Origin of the sequence: Paraburkholderia acidisoli (assembly GCF_009789675.1) — a bacterium.
Taxonomy (GTDB): Bacteria; Pseudomonadota; Gammaproteobacteria; order Burkholderiales; family Burkholderiaceae; genus Paraburkholderia; species Paraburkholderia acidisoli.
Genome location: NZ_CP046913.1, coordinates 1,867,314 through 1,886,448 on the forward strand (window position 1 = coordinate 1,867,314; position 19,135 = coordinate 1,886,448).

The 19,135-nt window shown below is 64.5% G+C and carries 12 protein-coding genes; 4 read left to right on the forward strand and 8 right to left on the reverse strand.

All coding sequences use genetic code 11. The features are described from left to right. Positions 1-135: 135 nt before the first annotated feature. The 3 genes from odhB to typA form a co-directional block, all read right to left on the reverse strand. Positions 136-1,413, reverse strand: a complete 1,278-nt coding sequence (gene odhB, locus FAZ98_RS08160) for a 2-oxoglutarate dehydrogenase complex dihydrolipoyllysine-residue succinyltransferase (protein ID WP_158950487.1) — start codon at positions 1,411-1,413, stop codon at positions 136-138. A gap of 104 nt (positions 1,414-1,517) precedes the next feature. Continuing rightward, complete coding sequence (locus FAZ98_RS08165) at positions 1,518-4,382, reverse strand: 2-oxoglutarate dehydrogenase E1 component (protein WP_158950489.1); 2,865 nt, start codon at positions 4,380-4,382, stop codon at positions 1,518-1,520. A 336-nt stretch (positions 4,383-4,718) separates the two neighbouring features. Continuing rightward, entirely contained in the window at positions 4,719-6,539 is a 1,821-nt protein-coding gene (typA, locus tag FAZ98_RS08170) for a translational GTPase TypA (protein WP_158950491.1), read from the reverse strand. A gap of 448 nt (positions 6,540-6,987) precedes the next feature. Between typA and FAZ98_RS08175 the strand changes: the two genes are divergently transcribed. From FAZ98_RS08175 to FAZ98_RS08190, 4 genes are all read left to right on the forward strand, one after another. After that, complete coding sequence (locus FAZ98_RS08175; protein ID WP_158950493.1) at positions 6,988-7,494, forward strand: MarR family winged helix-turn-helix transcriptional regulator; 507 nt, start codon at positions 6,988-6,990, stop codon at positions 7,492-7,494. Positions 7,495-7,580: 86 nt separating this feature from the next. Further along, positions 7,581-9,200: an efflux transporter outer membrane subunit gene (locus FAZ98_RS08180; RefSeq protein ID WP_158950495.1), complete on the forward strand. Its 1,620-nt coding sequence runs from the start codon at positions 7,581-7,583 to the stop codon at positions 9,198-9,200. A 79-nt stretch (positions 9,201-9,279) separates the two neighbouring features. Further along, positions 9,280-10,512 carry an EmrA/EmrK family multidrug efflux transporter periplasmic adaptor subunit gene (locus FAZ98_RS08185; protein ID WP_158950497.1) on the forward strand — a complete coding sequence of 411 codons (1,233 nt, stop codon included), beginning with the start codon at positions 9,280-9,282 and terminating at the stop codon, positions 10,510-10,512. A gap of 33 nt (positions 10,513-10,545) precedes the next feature. Further along, positions 10,546-12,114, forward strand: a complete 1,569-nt coding sequence (locus FAZ98_RS08190; protein WP_158950499.1) for a DHA2 family efflux MFS transporter permease subunit — start codon at positions 10,546-10,548, stop codon at positions 12,112-12,114. A gap of 135 nt (positions 12,115-12,249) precedes the next feature. Here FAZ98_RS08190 and truB read toward each other — a convergent pair whose 3' ends face one another. The 5 genes from truB to rimP form a co-directional block, all read right to left on the reverse strand. Then, positions 12,250-13,218 (reverse strand): tRNA pseudouridine(55) synthase TruB, encoded by a 969-nt coding sequence (truB, locus tag FAZ98_RS08195; protein WP_158950501.1) that lies wholly within the window; start codon positions 13,216-13,218, stop codon positions 12,250-12,252. Positions 13,219-13,228: 10 nt separating this feature from the next. After that, positions 13,229-13,597 carry a 30S ribosome-binding factor RbfA gene (rbfA, locus tag FAZ98_RS08200; RefSeq protein ID WP_158950503.1) on the reverse strand — a complete coding sequence of 123 codons (369 nt, stop codon included), beginning with the start codon at positions 13,595-13,597 and terminating at the stop codon, positions 13,229-13,231. A gap of 144 nt (positions 13,598-13,741) precedes the next feature. Next, complete coding sequence (infB, locus tag FAZ98_RS08205) at positions 13,742-16,696, reverse strand: translation initiation factor IF-2 (protein WP_158950505.1); 2,955 nt, start codon at positions 16,694-16,696, stop codon at positions 13,742-13,744. Between the two features lie 151 nt (positions 16,697-16,847). Further along, on the reverse strand, positions 16,848-18,323 hold the full coding sequence (nusA, locus tag FAZ98_RS08210; RefSeq protein WP_158950507.1) for a transcription termination factor NusA: 1,476 nt from the start codon (positions 18,321-18,323) through the stop codon (positions 16,848-16,850). Then, positions 18,320-18,778, reverse strand: a complete 459-nt coding sequence (rimP, locus tag FAZ98_RS08215; protein ID WP_133193817.1) for a ribosome maturation factor RimP — start codon at positions 18,776-18,778, stop codon at positions 18,320-18,322. The genes nusA and rimP overlap by 4 nt, the downstream gene beginning before the upstream one ends. Positions 18,779-19,135: the final 357 nt, after the last annotated feature.

Here is a 19,135-nt window from a genome sequence, read left to right on the forward strand (position 1 = left end):
GCTTCGCGGCGCGCGTGGCTTCGGTACTGCGGAAATGCAACAGACGGACTGCCTCGAAAGACTGTCTCGACGTAATGCCTATATCGTGACGGCGGCGCGCGCTTTCAAGCCGCGCGCGCCATCACGCGAGGACCATTACAGGTCGAGCAGCAGGCGAGCCGGATCTTCCAGCGCGTCCTTCATCGCGACCAGCGACAGCACGGCTTCGCGGCCGTCGATGATGCGGTGGTCGTACGACATGGCGAGGTAGTTCATCGGGCGGATCACGATCTGGCCGTTTTCCACCACGGCGCGTTCCTTGGTCGCGTGCACGCCGAGGATCGCCGACTGCGGCGGGTTGATGATCGGCGTCGACAGCATCGAGCCGAACACGCCGCCGTTCGAGATCGAGAACGTGCCGCCCGTCATTTCTTCGATCGAGAGCTTGCCGTCCTTGGCCTTCTGACCGAACTCGGCGATCTTCTTCTCGATGTCGGCGAGGCTCATCTGGTCTGCATTACGCAGGATGGGCACCACGAGACCGCGCGGCGAACCGACGGCGATACCGATGTCGAAGTAGCCGTGATAGACGATGTCGTTGCCGTCGATCGAGGCGTTCACGAGCGGGAACTTCTTGAGGGCGTGAACCGCGGCCTTCACGAAGAACGACATGAAGCCGAGCTTCACGCCGTGTTCCTTCTCGAACTTGTCCTTGTACTTGTTGCGCAGATCCATGACCGGCGCCATGTTCACTTCGTTGAACGTCGTGAGGATGGCGTTGGTTTGCTGCGACTCGAGCAGACGTTCGGCGATACGCGCACGCAGACGCGACATCGGCACGCGCTGTTCCGGACGGTCGTTGAGCCAGTTCGCAGCCGAAGCCGGTGCGCTGACTTGCGGCAGCGACGGCTTGGCGGCGGCCGGCTTGCCCGCCGGTGCGGCGGCCGGAGCGGCCTTCGGCGCGCCTGCGCCCAGCACGTCCTGCTTCGTGATGCGGCCGTCGCGGCCCGTGCCGGCGACGTCGCCGCCCGACAGGCCCTTCTCGGCCATCAGCTTGGTGGCGGCGGGCGAAGCAACGTTGCTGCTCGACGTCGATGCGGCGGCGGCAGCGGCCGGTGCGGCAGCCGGGGCAGCGGCGGGAGCGGCAGCCGGCGCGGCGGCGGCGGCCGGAGCGGCGGCGGCGCCAGCCTTGGCTTCCGTGTCGATGCGTGCGATCACCTGATCCGCGACGACGGTGTCGCCGTCGTTGGCGACGATCTCGGCCAGCACGCCGGCGGCCGGTGCGGGCACTTCGAGAACGACCTTATCCGTTTCCAGCTCGATCAGGATTTCGTCCTGAGCGATTGCTTCGCCCGGCTTCTTCTTCCACTGGAGCATCGTGGCTTCCGAAACCGACTCCGAAAGCTGGGGGACCTTGACTTCAACAATAGCCATGTGATTTTCCTGAATACGTATCTATAGCGAACCGGTCGCGCACCTGAGCGCGGGAAAGCGCGTGGTTATGTCACCCGCTTTCCCGGTTCGATTGCTCGTTGTGCTTACTTCGCGACCTGCGCGCCCTTCAGGCGGCCGAATGCACCTTCGATCAGCGCCTTCTGCTGCTCGTAGTGCTTCGCGTAGTAACCGACTGCCGGCGAAGCCGAAGCAGGACGGCCGCTGTACGCGAGCTTCATGCCTTCCTTCATGCCTTCGCGCAGATGGTGCTCGATGTAGAACCACGGGCCCTGATTCTGCGGCTCGTCCTGCACCCAGACCACTTCGGTCGCGTTGTCGTACTTCTTCAGCTCCGCTTCGAACTGCTTGTGCGCGAACGGATAGAGCTGTTCGATACGGATGATCGCGATGTCGTTCGCCTTGGTTTCGCGGCGATGCGCGACGAGGTCGAAGTACACGCGGCCCGAGCAGGCGACCACGCGCTTGACCTTCTTCGCGTCGATGGCTTCGTCCACTTCGCCGATGACCGGCTGGAACGAACCCTTCGCGAGTTCCGACAGATCCGACACGGCTTCCTTGTGGCGGAGCAGCGACTTCGGCGTGAAGATGATCAGCGGCTTGCGGAACAGACGGATCATCTGGCGGCGCAGCACGTGGAAGATCTGTGCCGGCGTGGTCGGCTGAACGACCTGCATGTTGTGCTCGGCGCACAGTTGCAGGAAACGCTCGATACGCGCCGACGAGTGCTCCGGACCTTGACCTTCGTAGCCGTGCGGCAGCAGCATCGTGAGACCCGAAACGCGGCCCCACTTCACTTCGCCCGACGAGATGAACTGGTCGATCACGACCTGCGCACCGTTGACGAAGTCGCCGAACTGGCCTTCCCACGCGACGAGCGTGTTCGGCTCGGCCGTCGAGTAACCGTATTCGAAGCCCAGCACCGCTTCTTCCGACAGCACCGAGTCGATCACCGTGAACTGCGCCTGGTTCTCGGCCACGTTTTGCAGCGGAATGTACGTGCCGTCGTTCCAGCGCTCACGGTTCTGATCGTGCAGCACGGCGTGGCGGTGCGTGAACGTGCCGCGGCCCGAGTCCTGACCCGTCAGACGAACCGCGTAGCCCGAAGCGGCCAGCGATGCGTACGCCAGATGCTCGCCCATGCCCCAGTCGAGCTTCGCTTCGCCCTTGCCCATCGCGCGGCGGTCGTTGATGACGCGCTCGACCAGCGGGTGAACCTTGAAGTTCTCGGGGATCGTGGTGATGCGTTCGGCGAGGCGCTTGAGTTCCGCGAGCGGCACGGCCGTATCGGCGGCGTCGGTCCACTTGCGGTTCAGGAACGGCACCCAGTCCACCGCGTACTTGCTCTTGTAGTTCGAGAGCACCGGGTCGACCGTGTGGTGGCCTTCGTCCATCGCGGCACGATACGCCTTGACGTAGTTGTCCGCGTCTTCCGCCGTGATGACGCCCTGCTGCACGAGCTTTTCAGCGTACAGCGCGCGCGTGCCCGGGTGCTTGGCGATGGTCTTGTACATCAGCGGCTGCGTGACCGCCGGCGTGTCCTGCTCGTTGTGACCCAGCTTGCGGAAGCAGATGATGTCGACCACGACATCCTTGTGGAACTGCATGCGGAATTCCACTGCGAGCTGGATGGCCAGCACGACCGCTTCCGGATCGTCGCCGTTCACGTGCAGCACCGGCGCTTCGATCATCTTGACCACGTCCGTGCAATACAGCGTCGAGCGCGCATCGCGCGGGTCCGACGTCGTGAAGCCGATCTGGTTGTTGATGACGATGTGCAGCGTGCCGTGCGTGCCGTAACCGCGCGTCTGCGCGAGGTTCAGCGTTTCCATCACGACGCCCTGGCCTGCGAAGGCCGCGTCGCCGTGGATCTGCACCGGCAGCACCTGCAGGCCGTTTTCGTCGCCGCGGCGATCCATACGGGCCTTCGCCGAACCTTCGACCACCGGGTTGACGATTTCGAGGTGCGACGGGTTGAACGCGAGCGACAGGTGGACCGGGCCGCCTTCGGTTGCGACGTCCGACGAGAAGCCCTTGTGGTACTTCACGTCGCCGGCCGGCAGGTCGTCGACGTGCTTGCCTTCGAATTCGGCGAACAGGTCCGCCGGCATCTTGCCGAGCGTGTTGACCAGCACATTCAGACGGCCGCGGTGGGCCATGCCGATGACGATTTCCTGCACGCCCTTCGCGCCTGCGTGACGGACGACTTCGTCCATCGCGGCGATGAAGGACTCGCCGCCTTCGAGCGAGAAACGCTTCTGGCCGACGTACTTGGTGTGCAGGAAGCGCTCGAGGCCTTCGGAGGCCGTCAGGCGCTGCAGAATGTGCTTTTTCTTGTCGTTCGAGAAGTTGGGCGTCGAGCGGATCGACTCGAGACGCTCCTTCCACCAGCGCTTCTGTTCCGGGTCGCTGATGTACATGTACTCGGCGCCGATGGTGCCGCAGTACGTGTCGCGCAGTGCCTTGACGATCTCACGCAGCGTGGCGCGCTCGAAACCGAAGTACAGGTTCGTGGCGCTGAACGTCTGGTCCATGTCGGCTTCGGTGAAGTCGTAGAAACCAGGTTCGAGTTCGGGGATAGCCGGACGCTCACGACGCTTCAGCGGGTCGAGGTTGGCCCATTGCGAGCCGAGGAAGCGATACGCGCCAATCAGGGACTGAACGTAGACCTGCTTGCGTGCCGTGGCGAGGTCTTCACCGCCGCCCTTGGGAACGAATGCGTTGGCTTTCGCGCGCTGGGCAAACGACTCGACGATCGGCCCGTGGGCGATGTCGTTGTCAGCCGTGCCGCTCGACGACGGCACGTTTTGCAGTGCGTCGAAGTACTCGCGCCAGGTGTCCGGAACGGACGCAGGGTTGTCAAGATATGCTTCGTATAGCTCTTCGACATACGGAGCATTGCCGCCGAACAAATACGAGTTCAGCTGGAATTGCTTCATTGTTTCCGACATTTACGCTCACCTTTCTTCGCGCTTCGCGAGAAATAGCGGGTTACTCAACCTTCCGCGCCACGGCCTGACCGTTTAGCGGATTGCGAATCAAGTCTGCTTGGAAGGACCTAAATCATGCATCCGCGGAGTATAGCGCATATGCGCAACTCCCCATAGGACGCAATGCGGCCGAATACCGCACGAAAGCCTTTCAAACCGGGCCTTTGCGGCATTCGTAACACTCTCTTTCCGCACCGCAGTGCAATCCCCGCCAGACGCAAAAAAGCCGCCCATCAAGCGGCGGCTTTCCTGTTGATCTGTTTGCATTGCAGCGCGCAAAAGAGAGCAAAAAACGACTTACTCGGCTTCGCGGCTTGCGCGGCGACGCTCGTGTTCCTTCAGGTGACGCTTGCGCAGACGGATCGACTGCGGCGTGACTTCCACGAGTTCGTCGTCGTCGATGAATTCCACGGCGTATTCGAGCGACATCTGGATCGGCGGAACGAGACGCACGGCTTCGTCGGTGCCCGAGGCGCGCACGTTGGTGAGCTGCTTGCCCTTGATCGGGTTCACGACGAGGTCGTTGTCGCGGCTATGGATACCGATGATCATGCCTTCGTACAGCGCGTCGCCCGGCTTCACGAACATGCGGCCGCGATCCTGCAGCTTCCACAGTGCGTAGGCCACGGCCGCGCCGTCGTCCTGCGAGATCAGCACGCCGTTACGGCGCTCGCCGAGCGTACCTTCCTTGACGGGACCGTAGGCGTCGAACACGTGGCTCATCAGGCCCGTGCCGCGCGTGAGCGTCATGAATTCGCCCTGGAAGCCGATCAGGCCACGCGCCGGAATGCGGTACTCGAGACGCGTACGGCCCTGGCCATCCGACGCCATGTCGAGCATTTCGCCCTTGCGGCGGCCCAGTTCTTCCATCACGCCGCCCTGGTTGGCGTCTTCGACGTCAACGGTCAGCATTTCGTACGGCTCCTGCTTCACGCCGTCGACTTCGTGCAGCACCACGCGCGGACGCGACACGGCCAGCTCGTAGCCTTCGCGGCGCATGTTTTCGATCAGGATGGTCAGGTGCAGTTCGCCACGGCCCGACACTTCGAACGTGGTTTCGTCGCCCGTGTCTTTCACGCGCAGCGCCACGTTGTGGTTCAGTTCCTTCGTGAGACGGTCGCGGATCTGGCGGCTCGTCACGAACTTGCCTTCCTTGCCGGCGAGCGGCGACGAATTCACGAGGAAGTTCATCGTGAGGGTCGGCTCGTCCACCGTGATCATCGGCAGCGCTTCGGGGTTGTCCACCGCGCAGATGGTCGCGCCAATACCGATGTCGTCGATACCGTTGATCAGCACGATGTCGCCGGCTTCAGCCGACTCGACCTGCACGCGCTCCAGGCCGCTGAACGCCAGCACCTGGTTGATCTTGCGGTTCATGACCTGGCCTTCCGGACCGAAGCGCAGCGCCACCGGCTGACCCGGCTTGATGCGACCGCGCTTGATACGGCCCACGCCGATACGGCCCACGTAGGCCGAGTAGTCGAGCGACGTGATTTGCAGCTGCAGGCCGCCTTCCGGGTCGGCGTCGCGCACCGGCACGTGTTCGAGCACGGCGTCGAACAGCGGGCGCATGTCGCCTTCGCGCGCGTCCGGCGAGAGCGAGGCATAGCCATTCAGGCCCGACGCGTAGACGATCGGGAAGTCGAGCTGCTCTTCGGTCGCGCCGAGCTTGTCGAACAGGTCGAAGGTCTGGTTGATCACCCAGTCGATACGCGCGCCCGGGCGGTCGATCTTGTTGATGACGACGATCGGCTTGAGACCGAGCGCGAGCGCCTTCTTGGTCACGAAGCGCGTTTGCGGCATCGGGCCTTCCACGGCGTCGACCAGCAGCAGCACCGAGTCGACCATCGAGAGCACGCGCTCCACTTCGCCGCCGAAGTCGGCGTGGCCCGGCGTGTCGACGATGTTGATGTGGGTGCCTTCGTACTCGACGGCGCAATTCTTCGAGAGAATCGTGATCCCGCGCTCTTTTTCGATGTCGTTCGAGTCCATGACGCGTTCGGCGATCTGCTGGTTGTCGCGGAACGTTGCGGTCTGGCGCAGCAGTTGGTCGACGAGCGTGGTCTTGCCGTGGTCGACGTGGGCGATGATGGCGATATTGCGAAGGGCGCGGGACATAGGAACCTGGGTACAGTTGAGTGCGCCAGGACTCCTCGCCTCGGTACCGGCCTGAGCCCTGTGTTCAGCCCTGTATGACAGGGCTTTCGGGCCATCCGGGCGAGCAAGTTTCATGACGCACTTTTGGGAACCTGAAATTATAGCACGCGTCGGTGAAATGATCCTACGCGAGACAATACGGGTTCTGATGAAGGAAGGCGACACGGCCATCCGGCGCGCACGATCCATGCCTTCACATAGCCGGTTCATATGGCCGATTCGAGGTCACGCCAGGCCATCAGAGGCCCTTCAGCCGCGTCTGCCACGCGGAATTTTCTCATCCCCCTGCCCCGGAATTAAGCCCCTACGCTGCAAAGGTTTCTCGGCGGAGGCAGAATAAAACCTTGTCGCGGCAACTACCGCACCCTATAATTCCTGCCTGGTCAACCATTGCAGTCGCAGCTGAATCATGACGGATCCGACTCCTCCGCTTCCTCCCGAAGTGCTCGATTACGACTTTGGCGAAAGCGTCGGCTACCTGATTTCGCGGGTGAAATCGACGCTGTCGAACCTCATCACGCAGCGCACGGTTGCGGAACTGGGCGTGACGAGCCAGCAGGCCAGCGTGCTGTTCATGGTCGGCAGCGGCAAATGCCTGCTCGCGGCCGAACTGGCGCGCGAATACGGTATCGACGCGAGCGCAGTCACGCGACTCGTGGACCGGCTCGAGAAACGCGGCCTGCTCAGGCGCGTGCGCTGCTCGGAAGACCGCCGCGCGGTGCGTCTCGCGCTCACGCCCGAAGGCTCGGCGATCGCCGCCCGCATGCCGGCCATCTTCCAGAGCGTGACGGAACAACTCAGCGCGGGTCTCTCACCCGAAGAGATCGGCTTCCTGAAGAGCATGTTGCGGCGGGTTCTCGCCAATAGCTGCGAAGCTATGCAAAGCGCGAGCCAGAATCCGCCCGCCAATTCATGACGGGACAAGCAAATTTGAAAGCGTCGGACAAAAAAATAGCTGCATCGTCCAGCATCACATCACCTTCTCACGCAACGAGACGAGCAATGACATCCCAAACCGAGTTTGCGCCGGCGGCGCGGGCGCTGTCCGGCCGGGCGGCGTTGGCTGCCGCGGTCGCGGCGCTCGCCCTTTCGGGGTGCGCGAACTACATCGGCATTCATAGCGACAAGACCATCGCGCAGCCGCAGCAATTCGAATCCTCGCAGAGCGTGCCGTCGCAAGGCGGCCAGTGGCCGACGCTCGACTGGGCCACGCAGTTCGGCGACCCGCAACTGCCGAAGCTGATCGACGAAGCGCTCGACGGCAATCCGACCATCGCGCAGGCGCAGGCGCGTATCGCCAAGGCCTCGTCGTATATCGACACCTCGAAGTCCGCGCTCGCACCGAAGGTCAACGCGAGCTACTCGTGGACGCGCGAGCTGTACTCGGCGAACGGCCTGTTCCCGCCGCCGTACGGCGGCAGCTGGTACAGCGAGAACAACGCGCTCGCGAGCGCCTCGTGGGATCTCGACCTGTGGGGCAAGAATCGCCAGCGTCTCGCGCAGGCGGTCTCGCAGCAGCGCGCCGCCGAAGCCGACATGCAGCAGGCGCGCATCACGCTCGCCGCCTCGGTCGCACGCACCTACAACCAGCTCGCGCAGCTGTACGCGCTGCGCGACATCGCCTCGCGCGAGATCCAGAATCGCCAGACCATCGGCACGATCACGAACGGCCGCGTGGTGGCGGGCCTCGACACCAACGTCGAGCGCCAGACCGCGAACGGCAACATCGCGACGAGCCAGGCAACCCTCTCGCAGCTCGACGGCCAGATCGAAAGCGTGCGTTACCAGCTGGGCGCGCTGCTCGGCAAGGGCCCGGATCGCGGCTTGCAGATCGCGAATCCCGTCATCAACCCCAACGTCAACGTCACGTTGCCCGACAACCTGCCCGCCGACCTCGTCGCGCGTCGCCCGGACATCGTCGCCGCGCGCTGGCAGGTCGAAGGCGCGATGCACGACGTGAAGGAAGCGAAGGCCGAGTTCTATCCGGACGTGAACCTCGCGGCGGGCTTCGGCTTCGACGCGTTCGGCTGGGGCAAATTCCTCAACTTCACGAGCCGTCAGGCGAACATCGGGCCGGCCGTGCATCTGCCGATCTTCGACGCGGGCGCCCTGCGCGCGCAGTTGAAGGGCCGTTACGCCGACTTCGAAGGCGACGTCGCGTCGTACAACCAGACGCTCATCGGCGCGTTCCAGGACGTGGCCACGCAAGTCTCGTCGATCCGTTCGTCCGACAAGCAGATGGTGGACGCGCAGCACGCGCTCGACGCGTCGACGAAGGCGTACCAGCTCGCCGTGATCCGCTACAAGGCCGGCCTCTCGCCGCAACTGCAGGTGTTGAGCGCGGACCAGAACCGCCTCGCCGCCGAACAGTCGGTGACGATGCTCAAGTCGCAACGCACCGACCAGCAGATGGCGCTGATCAAGGCGCTCGGCGGCGGTTTCGACGCGCAGACCGCGGGCCTCGTGCCGCCGGTCGCGGTGGGCAGCGAAGCAGGCAACGCAGCGGCCAATACCGCCGCGCAGCACCCGCAGCAAGGTCAGAGCGACGTGAACGGCGCGCCGTGGCACGGCGCTTACGTGCCGACCGCGACGCCGGGCGCCTCGCAAGCCGCCGCGAACTGAATCACGCGCTGAACCGCGCGAATAATCGATAAGCATCGCCAATCAAAGCAACAGCACGCAAGAACCCGGAGATCCTTCCATGAGCACCCCCCAGCAGCCGGCCGCCAATCCGCAGCCGAACGCGAACAACGGCAAGCGCAAGCGCATGATGACGCTGCTTGTTCTCGTGATCGTGATTGCCGCGATCGCCTACGGCCTTTACTACTTCCTCGTCGCGCGCTTCACCGAAGGCACCGACGACGCCTACGTGAACGGCAACGTCGTGCAAATCACGCCGCAGGTCACGGGCACCGTGATCTCGGTGAAGGCCGACGACACGCAAACGGTCAACATCGGCGACCCGCTGGTGCTGCTCGACCCGGCCGACGCGCGCGTCGCGCTGGAACAGGCCGAAGCGAATCTCGCGCAGACCGTGCGCCAGGTGCGCGGCCTCTTCGCCGACGACAGCCAGTACGAAGCGCAAGTGGCCGTGCGTCAGGCCGACCTCTCGCGCGCGCAGGACGACCTGCGCCGCCGCATGCAGGTCGCGCAAACGGGCGCCGTCTCGCAGGAAGAAATCTCGCACGCCCGCGACACCGTGCGCAGCGCTCAGGCCGCGCTCGACGCCGCGCAGCAACAGCTCAACGCGAACCGCGCGCTCACGGCCAACACGACGATCGCGAATCACCCGAACGTCGAAGCCGCCGCCGCCAAGGTGCGCGACGCCTACCTCAACAACGCGCGCAACACGCTGCCCGCGCCGGTCACGGGCTACGTGGCGAAGCGCTCGGTGCAGGTCGGCCAGCGCGTCTCGCCGGGCACGCCGCTGATGTCGGTGGTGCCGCTGAACGCCGTGTGGGTCGACGCCAACTTCAAGGAAGTGCAGCTGAAGCACATGCGCATCGGCCAGCCGGTGGAAATGACGGCCGACGTGTACGGTTCGTCGGTGACGTACCACGGCAAGGTGATCGGCTTCTCGGCGGGCACGGGTTCGGCGTTCTCGCTGCTGCCCGCGCAGAACGCCACGGGTAACTGGATCAAGGTCGTGCAGCGTCTGCCGGTGCGGATCTCGCTCGACCCGAACGAACTGCAGAAGAACCCGCTGCGCATCGGCCTGTCGATGCAGGTCGACGTGAACATCAAGGACGATGGCGGCAGCCAGCTCGGCAACGCACAGAACACCGTGTACCAGACCGACGTGTTCGCGAAGTACGGCGACGAAGCCAACGCGGAAATCGCGCGCATCATCTCCGAAAACGCCGGCCCGAACGTCAACAAGAACGCGCAGGTTTCGTCGAACGCGCATTCGGCCAAGACCGGCGCGAAGAGCTAACGCGCGCCCGAGCGACACCACACAAAGCATGTAATGGCAGCAGCACAACAACCCGACGTCCATCCGCCGCTACAGGGCGCGCAACTCGTGATCGGCACCATCGCGGTGTCGCTCGCGGTGTTCATGAACGTGCTCGACACGTCGATCGCGAACGTCTCGATCCCGTCGATCTCGGGCGACCTCGGCGTCTCGTCGGATCAGGGCACGTGGGTCATCACCTCGTTCGCCGTGGCGAACGCGATCTCCGTGCCGCTCACCGGCTGGCTCACGCAGCGCTTCGGCCAGGTGCGCCTGTTCATGGCGTCGATCATTCTGTTCGTGATCTCGTCGTGGATGTGCGGTCTCGCGCCCACGCTGCCCTTCCTGCTCGCCTCGCGCGTGCTGCAGGGCGCCGTGGCCGGCCCCATGATCCCGCTCTCGCAAACGCTGCTGCTCGCGAGCTACCCGCGCGCGAAGGCGCCCATGGCGCTTTCGATGTGGTCGATGACCACGCTGATCGCGCCGGTCGCGGGGCCCATTCTGGGCGGCTGGATCTCCGACAACATCTCGTGGCCGTGGATCTTCTACGTGAACATTCCGGTCGGCATCGTGGCGGCCGGGGCCACGTGGGCGATCTTCCGCAACCGCGACTCGGCCATTCGCAAGGCGCCTATCGACGGCGTGGGCCTCGGGCTCCTGATCGTCTGGGTCGGCTCGCTCCAGGTGATGCTCGACAAGGGCAAGGACCTCGACTGGTTCTCGTCCACGACCATCATCGTGCTCGCGCTCACGGCCATCATCGCATTCGCGTTCTTCGTAGTGTGGGAGCTGACCGCCGAGCACCCCGTGGTCGATCTCTCGCTGTTCGCGCGGCGCAATTTCACGGGCGGCACGATTGCGCTCTCGATCGGTTACGGACTCTACTTCGGCAACCTCGTGCTGCTGCCGCTCTGGCTGCAAACCGACCTCGGCTACACGGCCACGGACGCGGGCCTCGTGATGGCGCCCGTGGGGCTCTTCGCGGTCCTGCTCTCGCCCATCACGGGCAAGATGCTGCCGCGCACCGACCCGCGCTACATCGCGACCACGGCGTTCGTCGTGTTCGCGCTGTGCTTCTGGATGCGCTCGCAGTACACCACCGGCGTCGACACGTGGTCGCTCACGCTGCCCACGCTGATCCAGGGCATCGGCATGGCGGGCCTCTTCATTCCGCTCGTCTCGATCACGCTCTCGGGTTTGCCGGGGCATCGCATTCCGGCGGCGTCGGGTTTGTCGAACTTCGTGCGGATCATGTGCGGCGGTATCGGCACGTCGATCTTCGAAACCGCGTGGGATCACCGCACCACGTATCACCACGCGCGCCTGACCGAAGTGGCCACGCCGACCAACCCGATCTTCAACCAGTCGATCCAGCAGATGCAGAACGCCGCGGGCCTGGATACATCGCAGGCGCACGGGCTGTTCGACCGCATGCTTTCGCAGCAGGCCGCGCAGCTCGGCGTGAACGATCTGTTCTTCATCTCGTCGGCGATCTTCATCGTGCTGATCGTGCTGATCTGGATCACGCGCCCCGAGCGCGCGGGCAGTGCGGATGCCGGCGCGGCGGCTTCGGCGGCGCACTAACCCCGCCCGAAACACGCGACCCAACAAAAACGGCACGTCCGGTTCATCACCGGCGTGCCGTTTTTTCATGTCGATGCGAACGATGCGAACCGGCCGCCGCGCTCGACTCACTGCCGCGCATTCAGCCTTCGCCGCTCACTCCGAGCCGCTCACCAGCAGCCGCTCCGGCGCGAGCACGCCCACGCCCGCCTTCGCCACGCCGAGCAGACGCCCTGCCGCGTCGTACACGCGTACGCGTTCGGCCGCTTCGCAGGCCGTGCGATCGAGCGTGAGCGCGTTGAGCGGCAAACGCTGCCCGTGCGTGAAGCGGCGCGCGGCTTCGGCGTCGAGCGTGACCGCGGGGAAGGTGGAGAGCAGCGCGTCGACGGGTTGCAGCCACACGTCGCGCGCGGCTTCGTCAACGGCCGTGAGCGCATCGAGCGTCACCGCGTGTTCGAGCGTGAGCGCACCCACGCCCGTGCGCCGCAGCATCACGAGATGCGCGCCGCAGCCGAGCGTCTCGCCGATATCCTCGGCGAGCGTGCGCACGTAGGTGCCCTTGCTGCACGTCACGCGAAACGTCACGTCGGGCAGCGCGCACGCGAGCAGGTCCAGCGCGAGGATTTTGACCTCGCGGCCTTCGCGCTCGACCGTCTGGCCCGCGCGAGCGTATTCGTAGAGCGGTTTGCCGTCGCGCTTGAGCGCCGAGTACATGGGCGGCACCTGCACGATGTCGCCGAGAAAACGCGCCATCGCCTCGCGCACCGCGGCTTCGTCGCAGGCCACGGCGCGGGTCTCGACGGCCTCGCCTTCGGCGTCGCCCGTCGTCGTGCGTATGCCGAGGCGCATGGTGGCCTCATAGGTCTTGTCGGCCTCGAGCAAGTCCTGCGAGAACTTGGTCGCCTCGCCGAAGCACAGCGGCAGCAAGCCGGTCGCGAGCGGATCGAGCGTGCCCGTATGGCCCGCCTTCTTCACGCGATACAAACGCTTGGCGCGAATCAGCGCGTCGTTGCTGGAAAGGCCAAGCGGCTTGTCCAGCAGCAGCACGCCGTCGAGCAGACGGCGCGGCACCTTGGGACGCGCGGCGTCTTTCGCGCCTTGAGACTTACGGGGGGAATCGGTCATGCGAACGGCGTCACTCGTCGTCCTTCGCACGCGAGGCATTCGCCTCGTCGATCAGACGCGACATCGCCACGCCCTTCTCGACCGATACGTCGTAATGGAAATGCAGCGTCGGCACCGTGTGGATGTGCAAGCGCTTGAAGAGTTGATTGTGCAGATGGCCGGCGGCGTGATTGAGCGCCTCCTGGGTGGCCTGGGGGTCGCCCGTGAGCGTCGTGAAGTAGACCTTCGCGTGCGCGTAGTCGGGCGTCAGTTCGACGCTCTGGATCGTGACGAGACCCACGCGCGGATCTTTCACTTCACGCATCAGTTCGGACAGATCGCGCTGGATCTGATCGGCGATCTGCACGTTGCGATTCGGAGAAGAACGTTTTTTCGGCATGATGGTTCCACCTCTTGAGGCGGCATTCAGGGCGGCGCGCCTTGCCGTGCGACGGATCGCAACGAACGAAAAGCGGCCGCATAAAAACAAACGGGCGGGGCTGGCCAGCGCCCGCCCCGCCCGTCTTGCGTATGCGCTGAAAACTTACAGCGTACGCGCGACTTCGGTGATCTCGAACACTTCGAACTGATCGCCTTCGACGATGTCGCTGAAGTTCTTGATCGACATACCGCACTCGAAGCCTTGCTTGACTTCCTTGACGTCGTCCTTGAAGCGCTTGAGCGAGTCGAGTTCGCCGGTATGGATCACCACGTTGTTGCGGATCACGCGCACCGACGACGAACGCTTGACGAAACCGTCCGTGACCATACAGCCCGCGATCAGGCCGACCTTCGGCACGCGGATCACCTGGCGCACTTCCGCCATACCCGTGACCGTTTCGCGCTTCTCCGGCGCCAGCATGCCCGACATGGCCGCCTTCACCTCATCCACTGCGTCATAGATGATGTTGTAGTAACGGATGTCGATGCCGTTCGCCTCGGCCACCTTACGCGCCTGCGCATCCGCACGCGTGTTGAAGCCGATGATGACCGCCTTCGAAGCCGTGGCCAGGTTGACGTCCGACTCGCTGATCGCACCGACCGCGCTGTGCACGATCTGCACGCGCACTTCGCTGGTCGAGAGCTTGAGCAGCGATTGCACCAGCGCTTCCTGCGAACCTTGCACGTCGGCCTTGACGATGAGCGGCAGGTTTTGCACTTCGCCTTCCGCCATCTGCTCGAGCATGTTTTCGAGCTTCGCGGCCTGTTGCTTCGCCAGCTTGACGTCGCGGAACTTGCCTTGACGGAACATGGCGATTTCACGCGCCTTGCGCTCGTCCGGCAGCACGATGACTTCTTCGCCCGCGCCCGGCACTTCCGAGAGACCCTGGATTTCGACCGGGATCGACGGACCCGCTTCCTTCGTGGGCTTGCCCGTTTCGTCGAGCATGGCGCGCACGCGGCCGTAGGCACTGCCTGCGAGGACCACGTCGCCGCGATTGAGCGTACCCGACTGGACGAGGATCGTGGCAACCGGGCCCTTACCCTTGTCGAGCTTCGCTTCGATCACGATGCCCTTGGCCGGTGCTTCGACCGGTGCCTTCAGTTCCAGCACTTCGGCTTGCAGCAGCACGTTTTCGAGCAGGTCGTCGATACCCGCGCCGGTCTTCGCCGACACCGGCACGAACGGCGAGTCGCCGCCGTACTCTTCCGGCACCACGCCTTCCGCGACCAGTTCCTGCTTGACGCGGTCGAGGTTCGCATCCGGCTTGTCGATCTTGTTGATCGCGACGACGAGCGGCACGCCCGCGGCCTTCGCGTGAGCGATGGCTTCCTTCGTCTGCGGCATCACGCCGTCGTCCGCCGCCACCACCAGAATGACGATGTCGGTGGCCTTCGCACCGCGGGCACGCATGGCCGTGAAGGCCTCGTGACCCGGCGTGTCGAGGAACGTGATGACGCCACGCGGCGTTTCGACGTGATACGCGCCGATGTGCTGCGTAATGCCGCCGGCTTCGCCCGCTGCGACCTTGGCGCGGCGGATGTAGTCGAGCAGCGAGGTCTTGCCGTGGTCGACGTGACCCATGACCGTGACGACCGGCGGACGCGGCAGTTGCTCGGCGTCCGTGGCCGACGTCTGGCCTTCGACCAGCAGCGCTTCCGGATCGTCGAGCTTCGCGGCCACTGCACTGTGGCCGAGTTCCTCGACGATGATCATCGCCGTTTCCTGGTCGAGCATCTGGTTGATGGTGACCATCTGGCCCATCTTCATCATCACCTTGATGACTTCCGACGCCTTCACGGACATCTTGTGCGCGAGGTCGGCCACCGTGATGGTTTCCGGCACGTGCACTTCACGCACGATCGGCTCGGTCGGCGCCTGGAACGTCGATGCGTCCTGGTGACGGCCACGGCCCTTCGGGCCGCCGCGCCAGCCGCGGTCCACGCCGCCCGACGAGTCGCCGCGCGTCTTGATGCCGCGACGCTTGGCGGCGTCGTCCTGCCAGCCGCCCTTGCCTGCGCCCGGCTTCTTGTTGCGGTCGCCCGCGCCGGCACCGGCGCCCGGCGCCGAGGGTGCCGCCGCCGTGGCCGGCTTCTTCGCCGCCGCGCCGGCTGCCGCCGGACGTGCCGCTGCGCCTTCCGGACGCGCCGGCTTGTGCAGCGTGCCCTTCGCTTCCGCGGGCTTCGGCGCTTCCACCGGCTTGGGCGGTTCAGGCGCCTTCACCTGCGCCTTGCGCGGCGTGTTCATCATTTCGCGAATCGCGCGCGCTTCGGCCTCGGCGGCCGCACGGCGACGAGCGATTTCGTCTTGTTCCTTCTGCGCCTTGTCGGCGGCTTCGCGCGCGGCGGCTTCGGCCTTCTGGGCCGCTTCGCGTTGCGCGGCGCGCTCGGCGGCGGCGCGCTGTTCGTCTTGCTGGTCCTGCTGTTGCTTCACTTCTTTCGCTTCCGCTTCGGCGTTGCGCTGCGCTGCCACGGCCTGGGCGGCAAGCTCGCGAGCAGCGGTATCGGCCGCTGCCTTCTTCTTCGCTGCGTCTTCCTCGGCGCGGCGGCGCTCGGCTTCGGCAGCCTCTTCGCGCGCACGGCGCTCGGACTCTTCACGCGCCAGAAGTTCCTGACGCTCCTTCAGTTCTTGAGCCTGACGCTCGAGCAGCTCCGCCTCGCGGCGTGCTTCTTCCTCGCGGCGCTGCAGTTCCGCTTCTTCAGCGGCAGCTGCTGCGTCGGCGGCATGATCCGGTGCCTGCGCCTCGTCGGCGTTCTCGTCGCGGCGGACGAAAGTACGCTTCTTGCGCACCTCGACCTGAATGGTGCGAGCTTTGCCCGTCGCATCGGACTGCTTGATTTCCGACGTATGCCGTTTCGTCAGCGTGATCTTGCGCTTGTCTGCATCAGTCGAGCCGTGAGACTTGCGCAAGTGGTCGAGCAGACGCGCCTTGTCCGTTTCGGACAAGGAGTCGGCTTCGCTCGCTTTCGTGACGCCCGCCGCTTGCAGCTGCTCGAGCAGCACGCCAGCAGGCATCTTCAGTTCCGCGGCAAATTGGGCTACGTTGTTACTCGCCATTCATTCCTCTTAATGCAAGGACCGATTCCTTGCGGTTGACATCGGTTCATGCGGCCGTGGGTGCCCGGCTATTGCAAGGCCCCGCCGCGATCAGTTCAGTGGGTCATGGTCGCTTCCTGCTCGTCGCGCCCCGGTTCGTGCCTCGAAAGGCTTATTCGAACCAGTGCTCGCGTGCCTTCATGATCAACGCCTTGGCGGCGTCCTCTTCCATTCCCGTCATTTCGGTAAGTTCGTCCACGGCCAGCTCGGCGAGCTCGTCGCGGGTGTGAACTTCGTGCTGAGCGAGTTTCGCCAGCAGGTCCGGGTCCATGCCGTCCAGACTCTTCAGGTCCAGCGCGGCGCTTTCCACCTTTTCCTCGTTCGCGATAGCCTGCGTGAGCAGTGCGTCGCGAGCGCGATTGCGCAACTCGTGCACGGTGTCCTCGTCGAACGCCTCGATTTCCAGCATTTCGTTGAGCGGCACGTAGGCGATCTCTTCGAGGCTCGTGAAGCCTTCGTCGATCAGGATGTCGGCGACTTCTTCGTCCACGTCGAGACGCGCCATGAACAGGTCGCGCAGCACCGTGCGCTCCTGATTCTGCTTCTGCGCGGATTCGTCCGGCGTCATGATGTTGATCTGCCAGCCGGTCAGTTCGCCGGCGAGACGCACGTTCTGGCCGCTGCGGCCGATCGCGACCGCGAGCTCGCTTTCGTCGACGACCACGTCCATCGAATGCTTTTCTTCGTCGACAACGATCGACTGCACGGCTGCCGGCGCGAGCGCGCCGATCACGAACTGGGCGGGATCCTCCGACCATAGCACGATGTCGACGTTTTCGCCACCGAGCTCGTTACGCACGGCCTGCACGCGCGAGCCGCGAATGCCGACGCAGGTGCCGATCGGATCGATGCGCTTGTCGTAAGCCACCACGCCGATCTTGGCGCGCACGCCCGGATCGCGCGCCGCAGCCTTGATCTCGAGCAGGCCTTGCTCGATTTCCGGCACTTCCATCTCGAACAGCTTCATCAGGAACTCGGGCGCCGTGCGCGAGAGTTCGATCTGCGGGCCGCGCGCGGTGCGGTCGACCTTGCCGATCCAGGCGCGCACGCGGTCGCCCACGCGCAGGTTCTCCTTCGGAATCAGCTGGTCGCGGCGCAGCAGCGCTTCGACACGGCCCGACTCGACGATGAAGTTACCCTTGTCCATGCGCTTGACCGTACCGGTCATGATGCTTTCGCCGCGCTCGAGGAAGTCGTTGAGGATCTGCTCGCGTTCGGCGTCGCGCACCTTCTGCAGAATGACCTGCTTGGCGGCCTGCGCGCCAATGCGGCCGAATTCCACCGAAGGCACCGGCTGCTCTACGAAACTGTCGATCTGCGCTTCGGGATCCTGCTCGCGCGCTTCGAACAGGAGGATTTCCTGATCCGGCTCCTGCAGGCCCGCCTCGTCCGGCACCACGCGCCAGCGACGGAAGGTTTCGTGCTCGCCGCTTTCGCGGTCGATGTGCACGCGGATATCCGCATCCTCGTCGAAGAGTTTCTTGGAGGCTGACGCAAGCGCCGCTTCAAGGGCGGCGAACACCACGTCCTTGTCGACATTCTTCTCGCGTGCCAGCGCGTCCACCAGCATCAACACTTCGCGACTCATTGTTTGCGGCTCCTAAAGTCAACTTTGGGGATCAGGCGTGCTTTGTCGATATCCGCGAGCGTGAAATCCAGCATCGCGGGCCCCGCCTTCCCTTCGAATTCCAGACCGATGGTTTCGCCTTCGGGAGCATGCACGATACCCCGGTACGATTTCCGTCCGTCCAATGGCTTTTTCAACGTGATGACCGCTTCGCAGCCTGCGAAGCGTTCGAAGTCCGCCAGTTTCTTCAGCGGACGGTCGAGGCCGGGCGACGAGACCTCGAGGCGCTCGTAGTCGATGTTCTCGACCGTCAGAACGTGCTGCAGCTGACGCGTGACCTTCTCGCAGTCCTCGATCGCGATACCCGCGGGCTGATCGATGTAGATGGCCAGCATGCCGCGCCCGGTGCGCTCGAGGTCGACCAGCTCGTAACCGAGCCCGGTGACCGTGGTTTCAATCAGTTCCGTCAGTTGCACAATGCCCACTCCAAAATTTGCGCAGCGGGCCAGCAACCACCAATGCCTTGGGTTTTCGCGGGCCGCGCGCCAGGTGAGCGCGCGCGCTTTCACCCTGCTTCAACTACTTGCACATGGCTCCACGACGACGCACCACCCACGGGACCGTTTTGGCACCGAACCGGACTGCCGCCGCACACAGCGCAGCGATTTGCATAAAGCGCAGCGATCTGCACCAGACACAGCAAATCAGTCAAATCGGTCGAACCAAAAAAAAATGGGCTAGACGCCCATCTTGCCCATTCTCACCGGGTGGCCGCATCGGGAGCGCGATAAAAGCCGCACGCCCAGCGACTCCGTGATTCTAGCCTTTTTTGG

Bases quoted from the DNA above. Each gene is read 5' to 3' on its own strand.
- odhB (WP_158950487.1), bottom strand. From the start codon at position 1,413: ATGGCTATTGTTGAAGTCAAGGTCCCCCAGCTTTCGGAGTCGGTTTCG.
- FAZ98_RS08165 (WP_158950489.1), bottom strand. From the start codon at position 4,382: ATGTCGGAAACAATGAAGCAATTCCAGCTGAACTCGTATTTGTTCGGC.
- typA (WP_158950491.1), bottom strand. From the start codon at position 6,539: ATGTCCCGCGCCCTTCGCAATATCGCCATCATCGCCCACGTCGACCAC.
- FAZ98_RS08175 (WP_158950493.1), top strand. From the start codon at position 6,988: ATGACGGATCCGACTCCTCCGCTTCCTCCCGAAGTGCTCGATTACGAC.
- FAZ98_RS08180 (WP_158950495.1), top strand. From the start codon at position 7,581: ATGACATCCCAAACCGAGTTTGCGCCGGCGGCGCGGGCGCTGTCCGGC.
- FAZ98_RS08185 (WP_158950497.1), top strand. From the start codon at position 9,280: ATGAGCACCCCCCAGCAGCCGGCCGCCAATCCGCAGCCGAACGCGAAC.
- FAZ98_RS08190 (WP_158950499.1), top strand. From the start codon at position 10,546: ATGGCAGCAGCACAACAACCCGACGTCCATCCGCCGCTACAGGGCGCG.
- truB (WP_158950501.1), bottom strand. From the start codon at position 13,218: ATGACCGATTCCCCCCGTAAGTCTCAAGGCGCGAAAGACGCCGCGCGT.
- rbfA (WP_158950503.1), bottom strand. From the start codon at position 13,597: ATGCCGAAAAAACGTTCTTCTCCGAATCGCAACGTGCAGATCGCCGAT.
- infB (WP_158950505.1), bottom strand. From the start codon at position 16,696: ATGGCGAGTAACAACGTAGCCCAATTTGCCGCGGAACTGAAGATGCCT.
- nusA (WP_158950507.1), bottom strand. From the start codon at position 18,323: ATGAGTCGCGAAGTGTTGATGCTGGTGGACGCGCTGGCACGCGAGAAG.